This is a genomic window from Polaribacter cellanae (assembly GCF_017569185.1).
Classification (GTDB): Bacteria; Bacteroidota; Bacteroidia; order Flavobacteriales; family Flavobacteriaceae; genus Polaribacter; species Polaribacter cellanae.
Genome location: NZ_CP071869.1, coordinates 2,894,344 through 2,920,696, shown reverse-complemented (window position 1 = coordinate 2,920,696; position 26,353 = coordinate 2,894,344). Strand labels below are relative to the sequence as shown.

The window sequence follows — 26,353 nt, the reverse complement described above, 5'->3', positions numbered from 1 at the left end:
TAATTTCAAATATTGTATTTTTGTTTTAGTAATAAGCTTACACAAAAGGCACAAAATATTATATGGACAAATTTTCGTTCTTAAACGCAGCACATACAGGCTTTATAGCCGATTTATACGATCAATACTTAGTAAACCCAGATTCTGTTGAACCAAGTTGGAGAAGCTTTTTTCAAGGATACGACTTGGCTAATGAAGATTATTCTTTAAAAGATGAAGAAACCTCAATAAAAATCCCTCAAGAAGTTAAGAAGGAATTTTTAGTGGTAGACTTGATTAATGGATATAGAACACGTGGACATTTATTCACAAAAACAAATCCAGTAAGAGAAAGAAGACAATACGAACCAACTTTAGAAATCGAAAACTTCGGCTTAACCGAAAACGATTTAAACAAAGAATTCTCTGCAGGAGATGTTTTGGGTTTAGGAAGAGTAAAACTGTCTGAAATAATTAGTCATCTTAAAACTATTTATTGCGATTCTATTGGAGTGGAATATATGTATATGAGAAACCCCATAAAATTAAAATGGTGGCAAAAACGTTTGAACGAGAACGATAATCACCCAAGTTATTCTATAGAATCTAAAAAATATATTTTAGGAAAACTAAATCAAGCAGTTACTTTCGAAAGTTTTTTACAAACAAAATATGTAGGACAAAAGCGTTTTTCTTTAGAAGGAGGAGAATCACTAATTCCAGGAATGGCAGTTGTTTTAAGAGAAGCTGCAGAAAATTTTGGCGTTAAAGAATGTGTTTTAGGAATGGCACATAGAGGTCGTTTAAATACGTTAGTAAACATTTTTAAAAAACCAGTAAGAGATTTATTTAGTGAGTTTGAAGGAAAAGATTTCGAAGACGAAGATATCGATGGAGATGTAAAATACCATTTGGGTTTAACGTTAAGTAAAACCTATAGAGATGGCAACGAAATTAAAATGAACTTGGTTCCAAACCCATCTCACTTAGAAACTGTGGCAGCAGTTGCAGAAGGAATTACAAGAGCAAAAATCGATAGAAAATACGATGGAGATTCAAGTAAGATTCTTCCAATAATTATTCATGGGGATGCTGCGATTGCAGGTCAAGGAATTGCCTACGAAGTTGTTCAAATGGCAAAGTTGAATGGTTATAAAACCGGAGGAACAATACATATTGTGGTAAATAACCAAATTGGGTTTACCACAAATTATTTAGATGCACGCTCAAGTACCTATTGTACAGACGTTGCAAAAGTAACTTTATCGCCAGTTTTACACGTAAATGCAGATGATACAGAAGCAGTTTGTCATGCAATGCAAATGGCTTTAGAATTTAGAATGAAATTTAAAACCGATATTTTTATAGATCTTTTAGGATACAGAAAATACGGACATAATGAAGGTGATGAGCCTCGTTTTACACAACCAAAATTATACAAAGCAATCTCTAAACATGAGAATGTAAAAGAGATTTATGCAGAAAAATTATTGCAAGAAGGAAGCATAGATAAAAATTATTTAGCTGAAATTACTACAGAATTTAAGGATATGTTGGAGACTGAATTCGATGAATCTAAAAAAGTAGAAACATCGAAAGTTAAAGAATTCATGCAATCTACTTGGGAAGGTTTCGATCGTGAAGAATTACCAGCGATGTTACAACCTATTGATACAACATATGAAGCAAACAATTTAAAAAATATTGCAAAAGTAGTTTCTACAGTTCCTGAAGGTGTAAAATTTGTTAGAAAAGCAGAACGTATATTACAAGGAAGAGCAAAAATGGCTTTCGAAACCAATCAATTAGATTGGGGAATGGCAGAGAATTTAGCTTATGGATCTTTAATGGAAGAAGGTTTTAATGTGCGTATTTCTGGGCAAGATGTAGAAAGAGGAACTTTTTCTCACAGACACGCCATTTTACGTGACGAACTTTCAGAAGAGAGAATCAACCTTTTAAACAGAAACCCAAAAAGTAAAGGACAAATGACGATTTACAACTCGTTATTATCTGAATATGGAGTTCTTGGTTTCGATTATGGGTATGCAATGGGTAACCCAAATACATTAACCATTTGGGAAGCACAGTTTGGAGATTTCTCTAACGGAGCTCAAATAATGTTCGACCAATATATTTCTGCAGCAGAAGATAAATGGAAATTACAAAACGGAATTGTGGTGTTATTACCTCATGGTTATGAAGGGCAAGGTTCTGAACATTCATCTGCAAGAATAGAACGTTATTTACAATTGTGTGCAGAAGATAATATGACACTTGCAAATTGTACAACGCCTGCGAATTTCTATCATTTATTGCGTCGTCAAATGAAACGCGATTATAGAAAACCATTAATTGTATTTACTCCAAAAAGTTTATTAAGACATACAAAAGTTATTTCTTCTATTGAAGATTTGGCAACTGGCGAATTTCAAGAAGTAATAGATGATACTATAAACCCAGAAAAAGTAACAAAGTTGGTTTTTTGTATGGGGAAATTTTATTACGATTTATTAGAAGAAAGAGAAAATTTAGAAAGAGAAGATGTTGCTTTAGTTAGAATAGAACAATTATTTCCATTGCATTTAGAGAAATTACAAAAAGCAATAGATAGATATCCGAATGTAAAAAATTACGTTTGGGCACAAGAAGAACCAAGAAATATGGGAGCTTGGAGTTTTATGTTAGAACGTTTCGATTTGGTAAAATTAAATATTCGTTCTCGTAAATATTACGCAGTTCCTGCAGCAGGTTCAAGCACAAGATTCAAAAAACGTCATAAAGGTGTTATTGATAGTGTTTTTAGTAATGAGTAAGCGCGTTAAGGATTGAAACGACATCCTTTTTATTTGTCTCTTCGAGCATTACTGAAATAAAAAAGTATTTTTATTGAAAGTAGCAAACGAAGTTTTAAGAGAAGTTGTCAAATAAAAAGATATAGTGGAAAGCCTGTTAAAACGCCCAAAAAATAAAAGTTAAAATAATTAAATGCTGAAATAATTTCGGCGCAAGTAAAATAAAAAACCATGAGTGTTTTAGAAATGAAAGTTCCTTCTCCAGGAGAATCGATTACAGAAGTAGAAATTGCAACTTGGTTAGTTGAAGATGGAGATTATGTAGAAAAAGATCAACCGATTGCAGAAGTAGATTCTGACAAAGCAACTTTAGAATTACCAGCCGAAGAAAGTGGAATTATCACTTTAAAAGCGGAAGAAGGAGATGCTGTAGAGGTTGGTGCTGTTGTGTGTTTAATCGATACAAGTGCAGCAAAACCTGAAGGAGATGCATCAGAAAAGCAACCAACAAAAGAAGCGCCAACAAAAGAAGAAAAAGTCGCGCCAAGTGTAGAGAAAAAAGATACCTATGCTTCTGGAGTAGCATCACCAGCTGCTAAAAAAGTTTTGGCAGAAAAAGGTATGGATGGTTCTTCGATTAAAGGAACAGGAAAAGATGGTAGAATTACCAAAGACGATGCTGTAAAAGCAGTGCCTTCTATGGGAACACAACCTGCAAACGGATCTCGTGGAACAGAGCGTAAGAAAATGTCTATGTTACGTAGAAAAGTTGCAGAACGTTTGGTAGCTGTAAAAAGTGAAACAGCCATGTTAACAACGTTTAACGAGGTGAATATGCAGCCAATTTTCGATTTACGAAAAGAGTATAAAGAAAATTTTAAAGCAAAACACGGAGTTGGTTTAGGGTTTATGTCTTTCTTTACTTTGGCAGTTGTTAGAGCATTAAAAATGTATCCAGATGTAAATTCGATGATTGATGGAGATTATCAAATTAAACACGATTTTCAAGATATTTCTATTGCAGTTTCTGGGCCAAAAGGTTTAATGGTTCCAGTAATTAGAAATGCAGAAAACTTATCTTTTAGAGGTGTAGAAAGCGAAGTAAAACGATTGGCTCTACGCGCGCGAGATGGGCAAATTACAATTGATGAAATGACTGGGGGAACGTTTACGATTACCAATGGTGGTGTTTTTGGTTCCATGTTATCTACACCAATTATTAATCCTCCACAAAGTGGAATTTTAGGAATGCACAATATTGTAAACAGACCAATGGCTGTTAATGGTGGTGTTGTTATTCAGCCAATTATGTATGTTGCTTTGTCTTACGATCATAGAATTATTGATGGACGTGAATCTGTTGGTTTTTTAGTGGCTGTGAAAGAAGCTTTGGAAAATCCTGTGGAATTATTAATGGATAATAATCCTACAAAAGCATTAGAAATGTAAATCAAGGGTTTGGGCTGAGTTTGTCCAAGTCTTACTTATAAATATAAAAATCTCGAGCTTTTGCTCGGGATTTTTTGTTTAATTTTATAAAATGAAAAAGAAAAGAGACTCTTATAAATTAATAGTAACCTATTCTAAATTTTTATTACTTGTTATTTCTGCTTTTTTATGGACGAGTTGTGCGTCTAAGAAATTTACAGATATTTCTTACTTAAAGACTTCAAAAGCATTAGTAGAAAATTTACCAGAATTAAATGTTTTTAAAACTCGAAACTCTAAAAATAATCCTGTAATTATATTTATTCATGGTGGTTATTGGATGGAAGGTAGAAAAGGAATTTATGGTTTTTTAGGTAGAAATTTTGCTAAAAAAGAGGTGGTAACTGTAATTCCTAATTATACTTTAAGTCCCAATGGAAATTATGACACCATGGCTAAAGAAGTTGCTGGTGCTATAAAATGGACGTTTAACAATATTGAAAAATACAATGGAAATCCGAACGAAATATTTTTAATGGGGCATTCTGCTGGAGGACATTTAATTGCATTGACAGCAACAAATTCAAAATATTTAGAAAATCCTGATATTATAAAAGGGGTTATTTTAAATGATTCTGCAGGTTTAGATATGTATTCTTATTTAAAAGAAAATCCGCCAACAGAGCAATATAATTACGATGTAACATGGACTAAAAACGAGGAAAACTGGAAAGATGCTTCGCCTATTTATTCCTTAACTGAAAAAGCGCCACCTTTTTTTAATATTTGTGGGTACAAAAACATATCCTTCCATTATTTCTCAGAATAAAGATTTTGTTGAAGAATTAAAAAAGTTTCAGCCGGAAGTGAAAATAAATTATCAAACTATGAAACATATTCCTATGATGACTCAGTTCTTTTTTCCTTGGAATAAAAATTATAAGAAAATTATTGAATTTATCAATAATAATAAATAGAAATACTTATTGATTTTTTACCTTGCATCAAAAAGTAGAAAATGCAAACAAATCCTGAGCTAGAACTTGCGATAGACTTCGTCGAAAAAACAGATAGAAACCTGTTTATTACAGGAAAAGCTGGTACAGGAAAAACTACTTTTTTACATCAAATTAAAAACCAATCTTTAAAAAGATTGGTAATTGTGGCACCAACAGGAGTTGCAGCAATTAATGCAAAAGGTGTTACGATTCATTCTTTTTTTCAAATGCCTTTTGGGCCTATTTTACCAAATCAGCCTCCAAATAACCAACAACGTAGGTTTTCGAAAACAAAAATTGATATTATAAAATCTTTAGATTTAGTAATTATAGACGAAATTTCTATGGTTCGTGCAGATTTGTTGGATGGAATAGATCAAGTAATGCGTCGTTATAAAAACCGAAATAAAGTTTTTGGTGGTGCACAAATTTTAATGATTGGCGATTTGCAACAATTAGCACCAGTTGTTCGACCAAATGAATGGAGTTTATTGCAACAATATTACAATACAGTTTATTTTTTTAGCTCAAAAGCGTTTCAAGAAGCAAATGTAGTTTCTATTGAGCTGAAACATATTTATCGTCAGAAAAACGAAGATTTTATTACGATTTTAAATGAAATTAGAAACGATAATTTATCTTCAACATCAGCTAAAATTTTAAACGAACGTTACAATCCAACTTTTTCTCCAAGTAAAGAAGAAGGTTATATTACACTAACAACTCATAATAATAGGGCGAATTTAATCAACAATTCAGAGCTTAATAAAATTACCAATAAAAGTCGTTTTTTTGAAGCTGAAATTTCAGGAAAATTTAGTGAAAACTCGTATCCAAATGCAGCCAAATTAGAATTAAAAGTAGGTGCGCAAGTTATGTTTATTAAAAACGATTCTTCACAAGAAAAAAGATATTTCAACGGAAAAATAGGAATTATTACAGACATTTCTAAAACTTCTGTAACTGTGCAATGTGGAAATGAAGCAGATGAAATTGTTACAGAAAAAGAAACTTGGTCTAATATTAATTACTCCATAAACGAAGAAACAAAAGAGATAAAAGAAGATTTGGTTGGCGCTTTTTCACAAATTCCATTACGTTTGGCTTGGGCAATTACCATTCATAAAAGTCAAGGGTTAACCTTCGAAAAAGCAATTATAGATGCAGAAGCATCCTTTGCACATGGGCAAACTTATGTAGCATTAAGTAGGTGTACTTCTTTGGAAGGTTTGGTTTTAAAAACGCCAATTACCAGCAATGCAATTATAAATGATAAAACCGTTAGCGTTTTTAATAAAGAGGTAGAAGAAAATCATCCAGATGAAAATATTCTTAACCAATCTGAAATTGAATTTCAACTGAATTTAATTTCGGAGTTATTCGATTATCAACCATTTTTATATCCAATTTCAAGATTAATCGATATTTTTTATAAAAACCAAACCAGTATAAAAGGTGATGTTGTTGATCATTTGCAAACGATAAAAGACGATGGAGTTGTTGCTTTAATGAGAGTTTCCAATAGTTTTAAAAATCAGTTAAAAGTACTTTCAGAAGACAATATTCTTCCAGAAAATAGTTCTACAATTCACGAACGATTTACAAAAGCAGTTGCTTATTTTTTAAATCACACACAAAATAATATCGCAAAACCTTTAGATGCCATTAATTTTTCCACAGATAATAAAGCTGTAAAAAAAGATTTCTCAAAACAGTTTGATTCACTTCAAGAAAAATTAGAAGAAAAGTTATTTGCCTTACAAAAAATGACGACTGGTTTTAAAGTTCAGTCGTATTTAGAAGTAAGAGCAAAAGCAGTTTTGCAAAATATGGAGTCGAAAAAGAAGAAAAAAGTAGCTTCGAAACGCGACCCAATTTTGGCATTAAAATTACGAGAATTGCGAGACGAAATTCGTATTGCAGAAAACATTCCTGCGTTTCAAATATTTACCCAAGAAGCTTTGTATGCCATGTGCGATACCTTGCCAAGAACTCCACAAGAGCTTTTAAAAGTAAAAGGAATGGGTAAAACCAGAGTTGCAAAATATGGAGACGAAATTTTAGAAGTTATAAATAAGTATTGCACAGAAAACGGAATAAACAAATTTAACGAGCAGAAAAAAGAAGCTAAAAAACCGACAAAACAAATTTCTTTTGAGTTGTTTAAATCGGGTTTATCTATCAAAGAAATTGCCAAAGAACGCAGCTTAACAACAGGAACCATCGAAAATCATTTGGCGAATTACATCTCTTCAGGCGACATAGATGTGTTAGAATTAATCGATTTAAAACGCTATAAAAAAATCCGTAATCAAATCGAAGAAGCTGGTGAGGTAAAGGTTTTAAGTGCGCTCAAAGAAAAAGTAGATGCAGATATTACGTATATGGAATTAAAAATGGTTCTAATATCTATGGAGGCATAGATTTTTTTGTCGCTATTTTCTGCTTTTGTTACTCGCTTTTTATCTCTTTACCAAGAGATAAAAGAACTTAAACAGCCCACTTTCTCGAAACTTAGAGACTGGGTAAGACTTGTTTGCAAATTTTAGTTTATTCTTGAAAAGATAAGAATCTTACAAATTTTAGAATATGTATAAAAAAATCGCCTAAAAATTATTTTTTAGGCGATCTCTTCTTAATGTATTTAAAGCTTTTTAATCGATTGAACTTGCAGCTTTAATCTCAACTCTTCTGTTCAGTTGTCTTCCACCTTCATTCTCATTAGAAAACTTTGGTCTAGACTCACCATAACCTTTGGCTGTTAATCTTTCGTTTGCAATACCTTGTTGTATCATGTATTTTCTAACAGCATTGGCTCTTTTCTGAGATAAGTATAAGTTATATCTATCGCTATTTCTGTTATCTGTATGTCCTTCAATAACAAATTTAACATCTGGCACTTCTTTCATTAAAGAAATAATTTTACCAATAGTATTAAATGAGATAGATTTTATTTTATCGCTATTTGTATCGAAATAAATACTTGCAGCTAACAATGCAATTTGTTGGTTAATGTTAGAAGAACTTCCTTTTTCTTGTTCAGGACAACCTCTATTTTCTACTGTACCAACTGTATTAGGGCATAAGTCTTTACCATCCATAATACCATCTCCATCTGTATCTACATTTAATGGACAGCCTTCATTTGATTCTGGTCCATATTCTAATGGACATTTATCTTTATAGTCTGGTAAACCATCCTTATCTGAATCTACAGCTTTACCATTACCATAAACCATAACTCCAGCAGGTGTATTTGGTTCGATATCTAATTCGTCCATTACACCATCCTTGTCTGTATCAACAATTTTAAATGTACCTCCATTACGTGCATTATTTGCCTGATCACCCCAAATACTAAATATTTTTTTCTTTCCTAATTTTACAGCAACACCTATACTTGAAACAAAAAATGTTTCCCAATCTTGTTTATTAGAAATAGCCGCATCTAAATGATCCTCGTAATTAAAGTACATTCCTGTTCTAAACTCTATGTCTACTCTTTTGCTAATTCTTCTTTTAACACCTAGTTGTGCAGATAAATAAATAGAACTTGCTTGGTTTTCACTATTTCTTGCTGGGTTTTTACCAAAATCTACTAAAAGTTCGTCTGGACCATTAGCTTCTCTTTCGAAAAGTGCGGAGTTATATTGATGATAACCTACACCAAAGTAACCAGCAATATTCCATTTAGTTGCAGTAGTTTGGTATAAATTTGTGAAACTAAAAATTAAGTTTAGTTCAGCACCATAGGCATTTCCTTTGAAATACATATTATCCTGTAAAACAACATTGTCTTTTGTATATAAAACTCTATATTGGTCTGTAGTAGAGAAATACTGAGCTCCTCCAGACATTTGAGTATAAAATGCTTTTAGCTCTAAGCCTAAAAGTGGATTGAACATTTTATCTACATAAGCGAAAGCTCCAAAATTAAAATAGTTTGTGTCGTCTCCAGTTCCAATAGAACGTAAATCTCCATGCATAATAAAGTTACTAAATCCAGCACCAACAGCCCAACTGTTACTGTTGTTTAAATCGATTCGATTTCCGTAAGTAATTTCGTCTGTAGTAAATTGACCAAATATTGCAGTTGTTGTAATACAACTTAAAATAGCAACTAAAAAAATTCTCCTCATTGGGTTTATTTATTTTGTTAATTTAACAAATTTTGGGGGGAATAATTATCTTAGCAAAAATATAATTTTTTTTTTAATTATTCTTTATTTTATCAATTATAAAATTGTAGTCTTTCTTGTTGTTTACAAAGTCAATTTCAGATACATCTATAATTAATAAATTTAATTTTTTTTGAGTGTTGATAAAGCTTACATAACCATCATGAATTTTTGTTAGATATGATTTTTCGATATTTTGCTCATAAGATCTTCCTCTTTTTTTAATGTTTTCTAATAAACGATCTGTATTTTGATATAAGTAAATATACAAATCGGGTTTTGTAATTTCTTTGTAAATTAAATTAAACATTTTTTTGTATAAAAAAAGTTCGTCTTTAGAAAGAGTTACTTGTGCGAATATTAGAGATTTAAAAATATAATAATCTGAAATTATAAAGTTCTTAAATAAGTCGAATTGTGCTAAATCGTCGCTTAATTGTTGATATCTGTCGGCTAAAAAACTCATTTCTAATGGAAATGCATATCGTTCTTTATCTTCGTAGAATTTTGGTAAAAAGGGATTGTCTGCAAAACGTTCTAAAACTAATTTTCCTGTAAACTCGTCTGACAACATTTTTGCTAAAGAGGTTTTGCCTGCACCAATATTTCCTTCAATAGCGATGTAATTGTATTTTTCTGATAAAGAAATAGGACAAATTAGTTTTTCTTCAATTTTTTCTATTTCAGAAGTATCATTAATGTTTTGTAAACAAATACGAATTTGTTTTTTTTCTATTGGATGAAATGCGTTTGGTGCAATTTCTGCTAAAGGAACCATTACAAATTTACGGGCTAACATTTTGGAATGTGGAACAATTAAATCTTTTGATAAAATAATTTCATCATTAAATAATAAGATGTCTATGTCTATATTTCTGTTTTGATAAACTCCTAAGTTATTTCTTTCTCGGCCTAATTTTTTTTCAATTTGTAAGAGAGAAGCTATTAATTCCTCTGGATTTTGATTCGTAAAAACCTGCATACATATATTATAGAAATTATTTCCCTTAAAACCCCAAGCAGGCGTCTTATAAATGGAGGAGATTTTTTGAACATCACCAATTTCAACTGCGATTAAATTGATAGCGTTTTGAAGGTTCTCTAATTTATTTCCTTGATTGGTTCCTAAAGATAAATATGTATGATTTTGTATTTTCATAAAGAATTACAAAGAAAATAAAAGCATTTTATAAAAAGTCTATAAACGAAAAAAATCGCTAAAATTAATTAGCAATTTTTATAATTTCTTAAAATATTATTGTTTTTATCTAATTAGTTACGATAATAGTTTTTAAATTTATCCAAGGATTCTCTTTAGAGATGAATTTGAAATCTCTAATACAGCTACAAATACGTGTTTCTATTCTTCCATGATCTAAATTGTAATATGTATTTGCATCTGTAATTTTAGCAAATCTAAATTCATCTTCTATATGTTCAAGAAATTCTTCTTGATTGGCTTTTACTGCTAAAATCTCTAATTAGATTTTTCAGATACTTTGACTTGACCAAGAACAAGGTTGTTCTCATTCGCCCAAGCACTAATCATATGAACAGGAGATTTTTTACCATTTGCTTTAGCTCCTCTAATAGTTTTGCCATCAATAGCGATAACTTCTTGTGGCTGTTGTTCTAACAATGTTACCCATTGGACAAAACAGGATTCAAACTGAGAGCTATCAATATTAGAAAATACGCGATTAAAAGTATCGTGAGACGGAATCCCATTGGGTAAATCAAGAAAAGTAAGTAGGAATTCTTCTTTTGATTGTGCATAGTTTTCCATTTCATTCCAACTATTTGCTCCACAGATGACCGAAATTATTCCAATAAGGAGGATGCTCTCTAAATCGTAAAGTTGTTTGTGTGAGCACCTAAAGTCGGGTATTTGACCAAATATAGTCTTTAGTTTATTTGTTGTTTTTAAAGCATATAAAACATTGATTATCAATACAAAATATAATATTAAAAAGCAACAAATAAGTTGCTAATTAACAGTGAATTTGCTCAAAACAGAACTTGAAAAATAAAACCTGTTTTTAATGCGTCTGCCCTGAATTTATTTGGGACAGGATTGCCTATAAATATAAAATTTTTTATCTTTGTCGTAACTTACGAAGGTTAAACTAAAAAATGTATTTGTTGTTAGATGAATGATTTTGAAGTGATTGGAATTAGCCTTGTGCTTTCAAGATAAGTTCACCTATCAATCCTTATAAAGAAATTTTATGGAAGATATGCTGTTCTATGATAGAATGCAATTTGCGTTTACTATCACGTTTCATTATTTATTTCCACAGCTTACCATGGGGCTTTCCCTTTTAATTGTTGTTTTTAAGGGACAATACTTGTATACCAAAGATAATAGGTATAATGATGCTGCAAAATTTTGGATGAAAATCTTTTCAATTAATTTTGTAATGGGTGTTGTTACAGGAATACCACTGGAATTTCAATTTGGTACCAATTGGGCTAAATTTTCTGAATTAACAGGCGGTATAATTGGGCAAACCCTAGCCATGGAAGGCATGTTTTCTTTCTTTTTAGAGTCTTCATTTTTAGGGTTATTTCTTTTTGGAGAAAAACTTTTGGGGCAAAAACTACACTTTCTTACAGGTTTTTTAGTTTTTCTTGGCTCTTGGGCAAGCGGTCTTCTAATTATTGCCACCCATTCATGGATGCAGTACCCAGTAGGCTATGAGATTTTAGAAAATGGAAAATTCGTACTCAATAATTTTTCAGCATTGTTTTCCAACCCTTGGCTATGGCCTTCTTATATCCATAATCAATTAGCATCGGTAGTAACTGCTTCATTTGTAGTGGGTGGCGTTGGTGCATTTTACCTTCTCAACAATCAACACAGTAAATTTGGTAAGCTCTTTCTAAAAACTGGTGTTATTACAGGTCTTATCTCATCTCTTTTAGTAGCTTTTCCAACGGGCGATTGGACAGCAAAAAATGTAGTCAAATACCAACCAATCACATTTGCTGCAATGGAAGGTATTTTTGAGACAGAAGATGGCGGTTCTGAAATTATTATTATTGGTCAGCCAGATATACAGAACAAAAAATTGGATAATAAAATTGCCATTCCGAATATATTGAGTTTTTTAACCTATCAAAACTGGAATAGAGAAATCAAAGGATTAAATGAATTTGATGAAAAAAACCATCCCACTAATATATCAGGACTATATTATGCCTATCATATAATGGTAGGACTGGGCACTATTTTTATTGCCTTAATGGGTTTTGCCATGCTACAATTATTGAGAAAAAAGCTATACAAGACAAAATTGATTTTGTGGGCAATCATATTTATGATACCTTTCCCATACATAGCTAATACAGCGGGTTGGTACACAGCCGAGTTGGGCAGGCAGCCATGGCTAGTTTACAATTTATTACGCACGGCAGATGGCATTTCGCCAACTGTTTCGTCGGGTAATACATTGTTCACCTTATTAGGTTTTATTGGTTTATACCTACTTCTAGGCCTGCTTTTTTTAATCGTAATTGGAAAAATTATTTACAAGGGTCCTCATATAGAAAAACAATAAATTATGGAGATATTTTGGTACATTATTGTGGTTGTGATGCTTGCAGTTTATATGATATTAGATGGGTATGATTTTGGAGCAGGAATTGTTCATTTATTCATTGCTAAAACCGAGAAAGAAAAAAAAGCAATTAGAAATGCTATTGGACCATTTTGGGATGCAAACGAGGTATGGCTTATTGCTGTTGGTGGGGTGTTGTTTTTTGCTTTTCCAACGTTATACGCGGCTTCTTTTAGTGGGTTCTACTTACCATTGATTATGATTCTGTGGCTTTTAATCTTTAGAGCCATTGGTTTAGAGTTACGCGGACAGATACATAATTTAATATGGGAAAGCATTTGGGATAAAGCCTTCGGTATCGCTAGTTTATTATTGGCTTTATTTTTTGGCATTGCTTTAGGGAATATTGTACGAGGTGTTAACTTGGGGATGGTAGAAAATGGTGTTTCTACACAGGAGGCACACTTTTTTTTCTTACCCTTATGGAACCCGTCTTTTAGTCCATATGCTGAACATTTAGGAATTATAGATTGGTTTACGGTATTGCTAGGTATTATCGGAGTCATTTCTTTAACCATTCATGGTGCAAATTGGATTATTTTTAAAACAGATTCTACTTTAAATAAACTACTAAAAAGCATTATTTTTAAGCTAAATTTTGTCTTAGTAGCCCTAGTTATAATCTCAGTTTCAATTTGGCATATTATTAATCCTAAACCTTTTCATAATTTTATAGACCACCCTTGGATATGGATTTTCCCTTTCATTACATTCACGGGTTTATTAGGCTTATTCAAGGTAAAATCCTTTAGAAAAGATGGCTACGGATTTATATTTTCTTCCTTATTTTTATTTGGAGGGTTTACCACAACGGTCGCTTCTATTTTTCCTAATATATTACCATCTACCAACGCCGTAAACCCTTCTTTAACCGTTTACAATGTCGCAGCAGATCAATACGGATTGTCTGTAGGAGCCAAATGGTTTATTATCTCAGCTGTATTGGTTGTTGTTTATACAATTATCATTCATAAGGTTTTTAAAGGAAAAATGGACAATATAAAGTATGGAGAACATTAATTAATAATTATTGAAAACCCCTTTATAACTATTATTGTAGCTATAAAAAATAAAAAACCTCTACATTTCTGTAAAGGCTTGTAAATAAAGTGGTCCCACTTGGGCTCGAACCAAGGACCACCTGATTATGAGTCAGGTGCTCTAACCAACTGAGCTATGGGACCAAAATTATTGGATGCAAATGTACTATTTATTTTAAAAATCTAATAATAAAAAAGAAAAATCTTAAACAGATCTATTCATTAACCATAAACCAAAGTTTTTAAGGTTGGTTTTTCCTGCTTCATCAATATCCATTTTAGCCAAGGTATCAAAAGCTTTTTGAGTATATTTTTCTATTTGATCTTTTATTAAAAAAGGAATATCGTTTACCTTAAAAACCCTTTTTACATCTGCAATTTTAACAGTATTGTCTTTCAATTTCTTTCTATACAAATATTTTAACTTTCCTCTATCATGCTCGTTGGAAACCTCCAGTGCTTTTAAGTATAAATATGTTTTTTTATTTTCTATAATATCTCCACCCACTTGTTTACCAAAAGTTTCTGGGTTTCCAAAAGTATCTAAATAATCGTCTTGTAGCTGAAAAGCCAAGCCTAAATTTAAGCCGAAATCGTAAATTAAATTGGCATTTTCGTCGTTTGTTTCTGCCACAATTGCCCCCATTTTTAGAGCTGCAGCAACTAAAACAGATGTTTTTAAACGAATCATATTAATATATTCGTCTATGGTAACATCGTTTCTTGTTTCGAAATCGACATCTAATTGTTGTCCGTCACAAACTTCTAAGGCAGTTTTGCTAAATAATTTTGCTAATTTTTGAAAAACAACAGGTTCGTAATTTTCAAAATATTGATATGCCAAAATAAGCATCGCATCTCCAGATAAAATTCCTGTATTAATATCCCATTTTTCATGTACAGTTGCTTTACCCCTTCTCAGAGGAGCATCGTCCATAATATCGTCATGAACCAAAGTAAAATTATGAAAAACCTCAACAGCTAATGCTGCTGGCAATGCTTTTTTAAATCCGTCAGAAAATATATCTGCTGCCATTAAAGTTAGTACAGGTCTAATTCTCTTTCCTCCTAATTGTAGAATATAATCTATAGGTTTATATAAGTTTTTAGGCTCTTGAATCCATTTTTTTGATTCTAAATAAGATAAGAACTCTTTTTGATAATTTAAAATATCCAAATCTGTAATTTTTTGTAAAAATAATGCAAAGAATTTTCACTTTCTTACTCAAAAGTAAAAAAAACACCAAAACTTTGGAAACTTTTTTTGTTTCTAAAGTTTCCATTCGTACATTTGCACTCGAAATAAAGAAACCTTTAAGCATCGTTTAAAGGAAACTCTTAATAAATATGAAGGATAAAATTCTAAAAATATCGAATGACTTATTCCTAAACTTAGGGTTTAAGAGTGTTACTATGGATGAAATTGCAAGTAATGTAGGTGTTTCTAAAAAAACCATTTATAAATATTTTAAAAACAAAACAGAGCTTGTTATTGCTGTTACAGATTATATATTCGACACTATTTGCGTTGGAATTGATGGTATTTGTAAGAAAAAATTAAATCCAATAGAAGAAATGTTCTCCATTAAGAGAATGGTTATGGATCATTTAAAAGACGAGAAGTCTTCTCCACAATATCAACTTCAAAAATATTATCCAAAAATATATGCATCTTTAAAACAAAAACAGTTTCATGTAATGCAAGAGACTATAAAAGATAATTTAAAAAATGGTGTAGAGTTAGAATTGTTCCGAAAAGATATTAATATCGATTTTACCTCTAGAATTTATTTTTATGGGATGATTGGTATAAAAGACCAAGAAATTTTTCCATTAACAAATTTCTCTATGAACGAGCTAATGAATAATTATTTAGAATACCATATTAGAGGTATTGCAACAGAAAAAGGAATCCAAGAATTAAAAAATCAACTAAATCAGAAATAAAAATCAAATGAAAAAAATACTATTGATCTTTTTTATAAGCTTATTTTATTTGAGTATACATGCTCAAGAAAAAGAAATGAGCCTTTCTTTAAATCAAGCAATTAATTTTGCTTTGGAGAATAGTTATAATACTAGAGCTTCTCAAAACGATATTCTTTCCGCACAAAAAAAAGTATGGGAAACCACGACCATTGGTTTACCTAAAATTGATGCGAAAGTAGATTATCAAAACTTTATAAAACAACCTGTAACATTGGCCGATTTTGATGGAGATGGAACCAATGAAGAATTTGTTTTTGGAACCAAGCAAAACATGAACGCTTCTGTTACTTTAAAACAATTATTATTCGATGGCTCTTATTTGGTTGGTCTTCAGGCTTCCAAAACATTTTTAAAGATTTCTGAACAAGCAAATATTAAAACAGAAATGGTTACCAAAGAAGCTGTAATAAATGCTTACGGAAATGTTTTAGTAAGTGAAAATACCATTTCAATTTTAGAAAAAAATATTAAAATTCTTCAGAAAAATTACAACGATGCCAAGAAAATCTACGAAAACGGATTAAACGAAGAGGAAGATGTAGAGCAGTTAGAAATTACTTTAGGAAATTTAAAAAATCAACTTGGAAATGTTGCTAGAATGAAAGATATCGCATATCAAATGTTAAATCTTTCTATTGGAAACCCTATTGATACCAAATTAACATTAACAGATAGTTTAGATTCTTTAACAGTGCAAAATATCGATTTAGCTATTATTGCAACCGAATTTAATGTTAATAATCATATCGATTTTAAAATTGCTAAAAACGATCGTGAGTCTAAACGTTTATTAGTAAAACTAGAACAAAGTAAAGCCCTGCCAACTTTAACCGCATTTGTAAATTATGGTGCTCAAGCAAACTCCGATTCTTTTACCTTCTTAAACAGTAACCAACGTTGGTTCGATTCTTCTTTGTTAGGCATAAGTTTAAACATTCCTATTTTTAGCAGTTTGGGTAGAAGCGCAAAAACCGCACAAGCAAAAATTGACTTAGAAACTGCAGATTTAAGACTGCAAGAAACCAAGCAACGTTTAAGCTTACAGGCTCAAAAAGCAAAGAACGATTATCAATTTAGTATTGAAAATTATCAAACTTCAAAAAGAAACCTTGCCTTATCAGAAAGAATAGAAAAAAAACAAAGGATTAAATTTTTCGAAGGAATTTCTTCTAGTTTCGATTTATTACAGGCACAAAATCAATTATACACACAACAACAAAACTACATCCAATCTATGTTAGATGTAATTGCAAAAAAAGCAACTTTAGAAAACGCATTAAACATACCAGCTAAATAACCAATTATTATGAAAAACATATATTTATTACTCCTTACAATACTTATTATAACTTCTTGTGGAAACAAAAAAGAAGTTTCTGTAGACGATGTTTTAGCGACAAACGACGTTGCTCAAATAAAATCTAAAAAAGCAGAATTAGATACCAAACAACAAGCTTTAGCAAACGATTTAAAGAAATTAAACGACAAGCTAGAAGATTTAAATGAAGATAAAAACATTCCATTAATTACTACTTACAAAGTAAAAGAAGAAGTATTTAATCACTTTATAGAACTGCAAGGAAATGTGCAAACAAAACAGAATGTTTTAGTGTATCCAGAAACGCCTGGAATTTTAAAGAACGTATATGTTAAAGAAGGACAAAGAGTTTCTAAAGGACAAGTTTTAGCAAAAATAGATGATGGTGGAATGTCGTCTCAATTAGCACAATTAGAAGCAAACGAACAGTTAGCAAAAACAACTTACGAGCGTCAAAAAAGATTATGGAATCAAAAAATTGGATCTGAAATTCAATTTTTACAAGCCGAAACAAATTACAAATCGCAAACAAATGCTGTAAAACAATTAAAAAGTCAGTTAAGCAAATCTACTATTAGAGCACCTTTTGCAGGAATTATAGACGATGTTTTTAAAGAAAGAGGCACTGTAGTTGCTCCTGGAATGGGATCAGAAATATTTAGAATCGTAAACCTTTCTAATATGTATATAGAAACAGAAGTTCCAGAAACATATATAGGTAGTATTACAGAAAACAAAATTGTGGAAGTTAATTTCCCAGTTTTAGGTGAAACTGTAAACTCTAAAATTAGACAAGTTGGTAATTTTATAAACCCCAATAATCGTTCTTTTAAAATTGAAATTGGTGTACCAAATTTAAAAGGAAAAGTAAAACCAAACTTAACTGCAAGGCTAAAACTGAATGATTACACAAACCCAAATGCGATTTTAATACCACAATCTATTATATCTGAAAACGCAAAAGGAGAACAATTTATCTACATCATTAAAGATAAAAAAAACAATAATGAAGCAGTTGCAAAAAGATTAATTATAGAAACTGGAAAAACACAGGGAGATATGATAGAAGTATTAAAAAATTTACCTGCTGGTTCAGAAATTATTATGGAAGGTGCAAGAAGTGTAAATAATGGTCAGGCTGTAAAAGTGATTAATAAAAAGTAATAAAATGGCGAAAAAAAACAAACAAGTAGATAAAGAGTTTAAACTTTCGTCTTGGGCAATAAATAATAAAACCACTATTTATGTCCTAATGTTTTTAATTCTTTATTTAGGAATTTCGGCATATTTTTCGATGCCAAGAGAAAATTTCCCAGAAATAAACGAAACGAAAATTTACATAAGCTCTGTATACCCTGGAAATACAGCAGAAGATATCGAAAAACTCGTAACAAATCCTTTAGAAGAGAAACTAAAATCGATAAGTAATGTAGTTAAAATTACCTCTACTTCTCAAGAAGATTATTCCATAATTACAGTAGAATTCGATGAGAAAATTGATGTAAATAAAGCAAAGCAAAAAGTAAAAGACGAAATAGATCAAGAAACTGCAGGAGAAGATTGGCCAACTTTTAACGGCGCCAAAGTAACACCCAATGTGTTTGAACTGAGCATGTCTGAAGAAATTCCGATTTTAAATATTAATATTTCTGGAAACTATCCCGTTGCAAAACTAAAAGAATATGGAGAGTATTTACAAGATGAAATTGAAGATTTAACAGAAATCAAAAAAGTAGATATTCGTGGAGCGCAAGAAAAAGAAGTAGAAGTTGCTGTAGATATTTATAAAATGATGGCCGCAAAAGTCAGTTTTGATGACATTACAAACGCCATAAATCGTGGAAATGTAACCATGTCTGCTGGTAATTTTATTACAAGTCAGCAAAGAAGAACCATTAGAATTATTGGTGAAATAGAAAAACCATCCGATTTAGGAGATTTTGTAATCAAGTCTGAAAACGGGAATCCCATTTACTTAAAAGATGTTGCTGAAGTTTTCTTTAGAGATAAAGACAAAACAACCTACGCAAGAGAAAATGGCGAAGCTGTTGTAATGTTAGATGTTAAGAAAAGATCTGGCGAAAATATGGTGGCTGCAGCAGATAAAATTGGCAAAATTGTAACAGAAGCAAAACAAAATTATTTTCCACAAGATTTAGAAGTAACAATTGCAAACGATCAATCCCCAAAAACAATTGGGCAAGTAGACGATTTGGTAAACAACATTATTTTTGGAGTTATTTTAGTGGTTATTGTTTTAATGTTTTTCCTTGGATTTAAAAACGCCATCTTCGTAGGTTTTGCCATACCAATGTCTATGTTTATGTCTTTAATGATTTTAGGAGGCTTGGGTTATACCCTAAATACAATGGTACTTTTCGGGTTAATTATGGGACTTGGAATGCTGGTAGATAATGGAATTGTGGTGGTAGAAAACGTCTACAGATTAATGGACGAAGAAGGAATGACCAGGATTGAAGCTGCCAAAAAAGGAATTGGAGAAATTGCATTTCCTATTATTATCTCTACAGCAACCACAGTCGCAGCATTTATTCCTTTAGGTCTTTGGCCAGGAATTATGGGACAGTTTATGGTTATATTACCAATTACTTTGTCGATTGTTTTAGGTTCCTCTTTATTTGTAGCAATATTTTTTAACTCAGTGTTGGTTTCTCAATTTATGAGTACAGAAGACAAAGACATGCCATTAAAAAGCATTATTCGATTAACCAGTATTATGGCAGTAATTGGATTGTTAATTTTCTTCTTTGGAGGAGAATACAATGCCTTAGGAACTTTAATTCTATTTACAGCGATTATGTTGTGGGTATATAGATTGTTTTTAAGAAAAGCAGCGAATAATTTTCAAAAAAACACCTTGGCTTCTTTAGAAAACTGGTATGAAAAACAACTAAAAAGAGCACTCTCTGGCTGGACACCTTATGTTTTAGTTACAGGAACTTTTGTTTTACTCATTTTAGCTTTTATGAGTTTTGGAATGTCTGTTAAATCTCAAAGAACCAAAATTGAGTTTTTCCCAGACAACAAACCAAACCAAATTATTGTTTATATCGAGTATCCTGAAGGAACAGATATCGAGAAAACAAACCAAATTACCAAAGAAATTGAGCAAAAAGTCTACAGTGTTTTAAATCAAAATCAATACACAGATGGCGATTATAATTTCTTGGTAGAAAGTACAATTTCTCAAGTAGGTGAAGGAGCAGGAAACCCACAAACAGATGGAGGTTCTTCCGCAGAAATGCCCCACAAAGGAAAAATTACAGCTTCCATGCGTGAGTATAAATACAGACGTGGAGAAGATAGCGAAATTTTACGCCAAAAAGTACAAGCAGCTTTGGTTGGTATTTATCCTGGAGTTTTAATTTCAGTAGAAAAAGATGCCAATGGACCACCAACTGGACCACCCATTAATATTGAATTAAATGGTGAAGATTACGAGGAATTAATTTTTACAGCAGAAAGAATGCGAGATTATTTAAATACGCAAAGTATTTCTGGTGTAGATGAATTAAAGATAGATGTAAATAAATCGAAACCAGGAATGCAAGTTCTAGTAGATAGAAAAAAAGCCGGAGAATTAGGTGTTTCTACAGGGCAAGTTGGGCAACAATTAAGAGCTGCTATTTTTGGAAATAAAGCAGGAATTTATAAAGAAGATGGAGAAGATTACGATATTTATGTTCGTTTTAATGAAGACGACAGGTATAATAAAAGCGCTGTTTTTAATCAAAAAATAACGTTTAGAGATCCAGCTACTGGAAAAATTAAAGAAATTCCTGTTTCTGCTGTTGCAAAACAAACCAATAGTTCTGGGTTTAGTGCCATTAAACATAAAAATGTAAAAAGAGTAGTAACTGTGTATTCTGCACTCTCTCCTGGAGAAACAGATGCTGGAGCTGTAGTTGCAAGAATACAAAACTCAATGAAGAGTTTTAAAGACATGCCTAAAGGAATTAAAATCGATTATACAGGACAAATTGAAGAACAAAACAAGCAAATGACCTTTTTGGTTGGTGCTTTTTTTACGGGTTTAATGTTAATTTTCTTTATCTTAATTTTCCAATTTAATTCGGTTTCTAAACCAGGAATTATTATGTTGGCCATTTTTTTAAGTTTTATTGGAGTCTTTGGAGGTCTGGTTATTTCTGGAGCGCCATTTGTTATTATGATGACCATGGTTGGTATTATTTCTCTCGCAGGAATTGTAGTAAACAATGGTGTAGTTTTGTTAGATTACGCACAATTATTAATAGACAGAAGAAAAATACAAGACAATGTTGCAAATGAAGATTATTTACCCTTAAATAGTCTATTCGAATCTATTGTAAAAGCAGGTAAAGCTCGTTTAAGACCTGTTTTATTAACTGCAATTACCACTATTCTAGGACTAATACCTTTAGCTATTGGTTTAAACATAAACTTCTTTACCCTGTTTAGCGAATTTGATGCCAACATTTATATGGGTGGAGACAATGTTGTTTTCTGGGGTCCTTTAGCAAAAACTGTTATTTACGGATTGTTAATTGCAACGTTCTTAACATTAATTGTAGTACCTATTTTATTCTTCTTAATTACAAAGTTAAAGATGAGAATCAAAGGAAAATTACCTCATCAATTAGAAAAACAAAACCAAGAATTGGTATTTAATATGGACAAAAGGTTGGATGAGAAAAATCAAATTTAAATTCTAATAATTTTATAGAAAAAAAGGCTGAAATTATAAAAATTTTAGCCTTTTTTGTATTTTCGACAATGATGTTTAAACAAAAGAAAAAATCTTTTACGGTTGAAGAAATCAAACGTAAACTAGAAAACTACTGCGTATATCAAGATAGATGCCACAAAGAAGTGGAACAAAAAATGCGTGATTATAATTTAATTCCTGAGGCCAAAGAAATAATTCTTTTAAGTTTAATGAAAGATAATTTTTTAAATGAAGAACGCTTTTGTAAAAATTTTGCTCGTGGAAAATTCCGCATAAAAAACTGGGGAAAACAACGAATTGTTAGAGAATTGAAATTTAGAGACATTTCTACTTACAATATTAAAACGGCCTTAAAAGAAATTAACGAAACCGAATATATTAAAACTATTTACCAAATCACAGAGAATAAAAATGCCTTAATTTCTGAGCCAAACATTTTTAAAAGAAAGAAAAAACTAATCGACTTTCTAATACGAAAAGGTTTTGAAAATGAGCTGATTTACAAAGTCGTAAATGAAACTGTTTCTTAACTTACAAATATTTTTTCTTGCTACATTACAAACGTCTCAAGAAAAAGTAAAAATAATGTGCAAGATTCTTTTCAGAATAACAACTAGAAAGTAGCTGCAAAAACTATTTATCAAATTTTTTCAAAAAAACAGAATCGTTCTTTTTCTTAGCTTCTATAACCTTTTGAATATCGTTATTTGGAATTACAACCGACAAAACATAATGCTTTATTTTCCAAGAATTACTTGTTTTTTCTAAAACTCCAGAACCCCTACAGGTGCCCATCCACGTGTTTAATAATTCGTCAAACCAAACAAAATCACCATCTTTATTCACATAAATATTACGCTCTAAAGTGGTAAAACTCCACGCTTTTCCACGATCGAAATATGGTTTGCTAAAGTTGGCAAATTCCTCTTTTGTCCAATTTTCCTCGCCAGCAGTTCCAATATAAATAGAAACACTATCCAAGACTCCAAAATAATTATCGAAATTGGCTTCTGCTGCAGCTTTGTGCCAGTTTGTTAACAGTGTGTTTATTTTTCTTTTAATTGCTGTTTTATCTAAAGGTTTTTCAATTTTTAAAGAATTACAACCTGTTGTTATAAACATAAAAAAAAGTGAGTATAGAATCGCGTTTCTCATAATTGCTGTTGTCTTTCCTTATAAATTTCTTCTAAATTATCTTTATCAAGTAATTTTTCTTTAGAACGTAAATTAATAGTTTTTCTTGAAACGCTATCTATTTTTGTAGTATCTAAACCAATGTAATCGATTTTAACATCTATCTCGTCTTCGAATTTCTTTTTGGTTAAAATGGTGTTTATTTTGGTATTTACTGCCGAAAACGCATCAATTGTTTTATCTACCTGTTTGTTTATTTCAGTAGCTTTAATGGCAGAAATTAGCGTTAAATCTGCCAAACGTAAACATTCGTTGTATAAAATATTTACACGAGTTTTAAAAGAAGGCGTATCGAATAAAGTAGGTGTTACACTGTCCTTTAAACTTTTTACCAAATCTCTTAATTCTAAAGCATTGCTTAAGGCTTCGTTTGGAGATATTTCTCTAAATTTAACAAAAAAGGAATCTATTTCCTTTAATTCTTGCCAGTTTTCGACTTCTTTTAAAAAAACTGGTTTAACATTAACAGTTGCTTGGTGCTTTTTTAAAACACGCATTAAAGGTTTTGCTTTTTCTACATCTGTATTACCTTGGGTTTTATTTCCACAAGAAATCACAAAAACACTTAACAGTAAAAAGATTAGATATTTCACAATTTAATTTAAGCCGTAAAAATACATAATTTAAAAATACACAAATACATTTTAAGAAAATACTAACAAATCAAAAAAATGAACTTTTAATTTTATCAAATAATTAGTTCAGTGAATGTTTTTTACGAATACTTAAATAAGTACCTTTGTTATTGATTTAAATTCGAAATAAAGATATGAGTGAAAGCATCTTAATTTTAGGGGCAAGTGGACAAATTGGTAACGAACTAACCCAAAAACTACGATCTATTTATGGAAACAACAACGTAATTGCTTCCGATATAAAAGAAGGAAATAAAGATATGATGGTTTCTGGCCCTTTTGAAATTATTGATGCCACAGACAAAGAAACCATTTTAAAAATGGTAAAAAAGTATAAAGTTTCTCAGGTTTATTTGTTAGCGGCAATGCTATCTGCAACTGCAGAAAAATTTCCACAAAAAGCTTGGGATTTAAATATGACTTCTCTTTTGGCTGTTTTAGATCTAGCAAAAGAAAAACACATAAAACAAGTGTATTGGCCAAGTTCTATCGCTGTTTTTGGGCCAACAACCCCAAAAGAAAATACACCTCAAAAAACAGTTATGGAACCTACTACAGTTTACGGAATTAGTAAAATTTCTGGCGAGTTTTGGTGTAATTATTATCACAAAAAATTTGGTGTAGATGTTCGTAGTTTGCGTTATCCTGGAATTATTTCTTGGAAAACAAAACCTGGTGGAGGCACCACAGATTATGCTGTAGATATTTATTTTAAAGCAGTAGAAAATGGAAATTACGAATGTTTTTTATCTGAAAAAACGCGTTTACCAATGATGTATATGAGCGATGCTGTAAATGCAACCATACAATTAATGCAAGCAAAAAAAGAAGATGTTAAAATTAGATCTTCTTACAATTTAGCTGCAATCGATTTTACTCCAGAAGAAATTGCATCTGAAATTAAAAAACACATTCCCAATTTTACAATTTCATATAAACCAGATTTTAGACAACAAATTGCAAACAGTTGGCCTTCTTCCATTGACGATTCCAAAGCAAGAAAAGACTGGAACTGGAAACACGAATTCGATTTATCTTCGATGACAATAGACATTCTTAAAAACCTAAAACAGTAAAACCGCTTTTGTAAGTTTATGCACAAACTTCGTCTAAACTAAAGAATTTAGTATTATTTATTATGAGAGAAATTATAGGAAAAAGCTTAGTAAAGACATTGTCTTACCATAAATATAGAACATTAATTAGCGATTTACTTTCCGAAGGAAAATCTACAGGGCCAGAACAATCTGCAGCTTTAACAAATTACAGTTTGTTAAACGACAGAAGAATGAAACGTTTAGACAAAACCATTAAAATTTATGATGAAACAGTACAGGAGTTTAAAAAAATACAAGAACCACAAACTTGGTTGGTAATTACAGAAGGTTGGTGTGGAGATGCCGCACAAAATTTACCAGTAATTAATAAAATTGCAGAAATAAATCCAAAAATTGACTTAAAAATAGTTTTAAGGGACGAGAATTTAGAATTGATGGACTTGTTTTTAACCAATAATGGTAGAGCAATTCCTAAATTAATTGCTTTAGACACAAATAATAATGTAATTTTTACCTGGGGACCAAGACCAACTGTAGCCACAAAAATGGTGGCAGATTATAAAGCCGAAAACGGAAGTTTAGATACCCAATTTAAAGAAGATTTACAGGTTTGGTACAACAAAGACAAAGGCAAAAGCGTACAAGACGATTTTATTGCACTGGCTAAAAACGCTGTTTCTAAAGAAGTTTAGCAAAGCAATTTGCTAGTTAGTTATTTTGTTATTGTAATATTTTGCGACAAAGACTAAGTAAGCAAACAACTTATTAAGTCAAAAACTCTTCAGAATTTTAGGCAATAATTATTAAAGCGCAAAACCCTTAAAAATAAATAGATTAAAACCGTAAACTTAAATGAAGCTTACGGTTTTTCTTTTGGTTATATTTGTACTTACAAAAGTAAAACGATGTTAGTAGAATTCGATTCGATTCCAGAAGATGCAAAAGTGTGGATTTATCCATCGAGCAGAAAATTTTATGCCAATGAAATTGAAGAAGTTGAACGAAAAGTGAAAAACTTCGTAGAAACTTGGAAAGCAGAAAACGAAGATTTTAAAGCTTCTTATAAAATTTTATACAATCGTTTTATCATTTTAACTGCAGACGATATTACCACAACACTTACTAGCAAAGACATAGACACTTCTGTCGTATTTATTATAGAATTGCAACAAACCTATAATGTAGCACTTTTAGACAAAATGAATGTTTGTTTTAAACAAGGTAAGTTTGTACAATACAAAGAGTTAAAAGACTTTAAAAAACTATTAAAAAACAAAGCTGTTACTGCCAAAACAATTGTTTTCGACAATTTAATTACTACAAAACAAGAATTCGAAAACCATTGGGAAGTGGCGATTGAAAACAGTTGGTATAGCCGATTTTTAAAATAAC

At 31.1% G+C, this 26,353-nt stretch carries 19 protein-coding genes, 1 tRNA gene and 1 pseudogene; 14 read left to right on the top strand and 7 right to left on the bottom strand.

All coding sequences use genetic code 11. From position 1 onward, the window contains the following. Positions 1-62 precede the first annotated feature (62 nt). The 4 genes from J3359_RS13155 (at position 63) to J3359_RS13140 (ending at position 7,623) form a co-directional block, all read left to right on the top strand. A complete protein-coding gene (locus J3359_RS13155) occupies positions 63-2,795 on the top strand; it encodes a 2-oxoglutarate dehydrogenase E1 component (protein WP_208077311.1) in 2,733 nt (910 codons plus the stop codon). Between the two features lie 210 nt (positions 2,796-3,005). Further along, positions 3,006-4,223, top strand: a complete 1,218-nt coding sequence (gene odhB, locus J3359_RS13150) for a 2-oxoglutarate dehydrogenase complex dihydrolipoyllysine-residue succinyltransferase (RefSeq protein ID WP_208077310.1) — start codon at positions 3,006-3,008, stop codon at positions 4,221-4,223. A gap of 91 nt (positions 4,224-4,314) precedes the next feature. Further along, positions 4,315-5,031, top strand: a complete 717-nt coding sequence (locus J3359_RS13145; protein ID WP_367890376.1) for an alpha/beta hydrolase — start codon at positions 4,315-4,317, stop codon at positions 5,029-5,031. 189 nt (positions 5,032-5,220) lie between these two features. Further along, entirely contained in the window at positions 5,221-7,623 is a 2,403-nt protein-coding gene (locus J3359_RS13140) for a helix-turn-helix domain-containing protein (protein WP_208077309.1), read from the top strand. A gap of 231 nt (positions 7,624-7,854) precedes the next feature. On the opposite strand, the gene J3359_RS13135 is transcribed toward J3359_RS13140, so the two are convergent. The 3 genes and pseudogenes from J3359_RS13135 to J3359_RS13125 form a co-directional block, all read right to left on the bottom strand. Continuing rightward, positions 7,855-9,339, bottom strand: a complete 1,485-nt coding sequence (locus J3359_RS13135; protein WP_208077308.1) for an OmpA family protein — start codon at positions 9,337-9,339, stop codon at positions 7,855-7,857. A 73-nt stretch (positions 9,340-9,412) separates the two neighbouring features. Beyond that, entirely contained in the window at positions 9,413-10,537 is a 1,125-nt protein-coding gene (gene folK, locus J3359_RS13130) for a 2-amino-4-hydroxy-6-hydroxymethyldihydropteridine diphosphokinase (RefSeq protein ID WP_208077307.1), read from the bottom strand. A 121-nt stretch (positions 10,538-10,658) separates the two neighbouring features. Continuing rightward, positions 10,659-11,323 (bottom strand): annotated as a pseudogene (locus tag J3359_RS13125) (ISAs1 family transposase); the annotation flags it as partial. 283 nt (positions 11,324-11,606) lie between these two features. Here J3359_RS13125 and J3359_RS13120 point away from each other — a divergent pair. Continuing rightward, entirely contained in the window at positions 11,607-12,938 is a 1,332-nt protein-coding gene (locus J3359_RS13120) for a cytochrome ubiquinol oxidase subunit I (protein ID WP_208077306.1), read from the top strand. Positions 12,939-12,941: 3 nt separating this feature from the next. Continuing rightward, positions 12,942-14,018 carry a cytochrome d ubiquinol oxidase subunit II gene (gene cydB / locus J3359_RS13115; protein WP_208077305.1) on the top strand — a complete coding sequence of 359 codons (1,077 nt, stop codon included), beginning with the start codon at positions 12,942-12,944 and terminating at the stop codon, positions 14,016-14,018. A 90-nt stretch (positions 14,019-14,108) separates the two neighbouring features. On the opposite strand, the gene J3359_RS13110 is transcribed toward cydB, so the two are convergent. Beyond that, positions 14,109-14,182 (bottom strand) — tRNA-Ile (locus J3359_RS13110). A gap of 61 nt (positions 14,183-14,243) precedes the next feature. Continuing rightward, positions 14,244-15,215: a polyprenyl synthetase family protein gene (locus J3359_RS13105; RefSeq protein WP_208077304.1), complete on the bottom strand. Its 972-nt coding sequence runs from the start codon at positions 15,213-15,215 to the stop codon at positions 14,244-14,246. Positions 15,216-15,385: 170 nt separating this feature from the next. Between J3359_RS13105 and J3359_RS13100 the strand changes: the two genes are divergently transcribed. The 5 genes from J3359_RS13100 to J3359_RS13080 all read left to right on the top strand — a co-directional run bounded on the left by J3359_RS13100 (position 15,386) and on the right by J3359_RS13080 (position 22,604). Further along, positions 15,386-15,985 carry a TetR/AcrR family transcriptional regulator gene (locus J3359_RS13100; protein ID WP_208077303.1) on the top strand — a complete coding sequence of 200 codons (600 nt, stop codon included), beginning with the start codon at positions 15,386-15,388 and terminating at the stop codon, positions 15,983-15,985. A 7-nt stretch (positions 15,986-15,992) separates the two neighbouring features. After that, positions 15,993-17,324, top strand: a complete 1,332-nt coding sequence (locus J3359_RS13095; protein ID WP_208077302.1) for a TolC family protein — start codon at positions 15,993-15,995, stop codon at positions 17,322-17,324. A gap of 9 nt (positions 17,325-17,333) precedes the next feature. Continuing rightward, on the top strand, positions 17,334-18,509 hold the full coding sequence (locus J3359_RS13090; RefSeq protein WP_208077301.1) for an efflux RND transporter periplasmic adaptor subunit: 1,176 nt from the start codon (positions 17,334-17,336) through the stop codon (positions 18,507-18,509). 4 nt (positions 18,510-18,513) lie between these two features. Beyond that, positions 18,514-22,053, top strand: coding sequence for an efflux RND transporter permease subunit (locus J3359_RS13085; RefSeq protein WP_208077300.1), 3,540 nt, complete (start codon positions 18,514-18,516; stop codon positions 22,051-22,053). Between the two features lie 71 nt (positions 22,054-22,124). After that, positions 22,125-22,604 carry a regulatory protein RecX gene (locus tag J3359_RS13080; protein WP_208080482.1) on the top strand — a complete coding sequence of 160 codons (480 nt, stop codon included), beginning with the start codon at positions 22,125-22,127 and terminating at the stop codon, positions 22,602-22,604. A gap of 103 nt (positions 22,605-22,707) precedes the next feature. Here J3359_RS13080 and J3359_RS13075 read toward each other — a convergent pair whose 3' ends face one another. Both J3359_RS13075 and J3359_RS13070 read right to left on the bottom strand, forming a co-directional pair. Further along, positions 22,708-23,196: a nuclear transport factor 2 family protein gene (locus tag J3359_RS13075; RefSeq protein ID WP_243765914.1), complete on the bottom strand. Its 489-nt coding sequence runs from the start codon at positions 23,194-23,196 to the stop codon at positions 22,708-22,710. Between the two features lie 29 nt (positions 23,197-23,225). Continuing rightward, positions 23,226-23,861 (bottom strand): hypothetical protein, encoded by a 636-nt coding sequence (locus J3359_RS13070; protein WP_208077298.1) that lies wholly within the window; start codon positions 23,859-23,861, stop codon positions 23,226-23,228. 176 nt (positions 23,862-24,037) lie between these two features. Here J3359_RS13070 and J3359_RS13065 point away from each other — a divergent pair, with 176 nt between their 5' ends. The 3 genes from J3359_RS13065 (at position 24,038) to J3359_RS13055 (ending at position 26,352) form a co-directional block, all read left to right on the top strand. Continuing rightward, positions 24,038-24,979, top strand: coding sequence for an NAD-dependent epimerase/dehydratase family protein (locus J3359_RS13065; protein WP_208077297.1), 942 nt, complete (start codon positions 24,038-24,040; stop codon positions 24,977-24,979). 62 nt (positions 24,980-25,041) lie between these two features. After that, positions 25,042-25,653: a thioredoxin family protein gene (locus J3359_RS13060; RefSeq protein ID WP_208077296.1), complete on the top strand. Its 612-nt coding sequence runs from the start codon at positions 25,042-25,044 to the stop codon at positions 25,651-25,653. A 213-nt stretch (positions 25,654-25,866) separates the two neighbouring features. Then, positions 25,867-26,352 carry an ABC transporter ATPase gene (locus J3359_RS13055; protein WP_208077295.1) on the top strand — a complete coding sequence of 162 codons (486 nt, stop codon included), beginning with the start codon at positions 25,867-25,869 and terminating at the stop codon, positions 26,350-26,352. The last annotated feature ends 1 nt before the right edge of the window (position 26,353 follow it).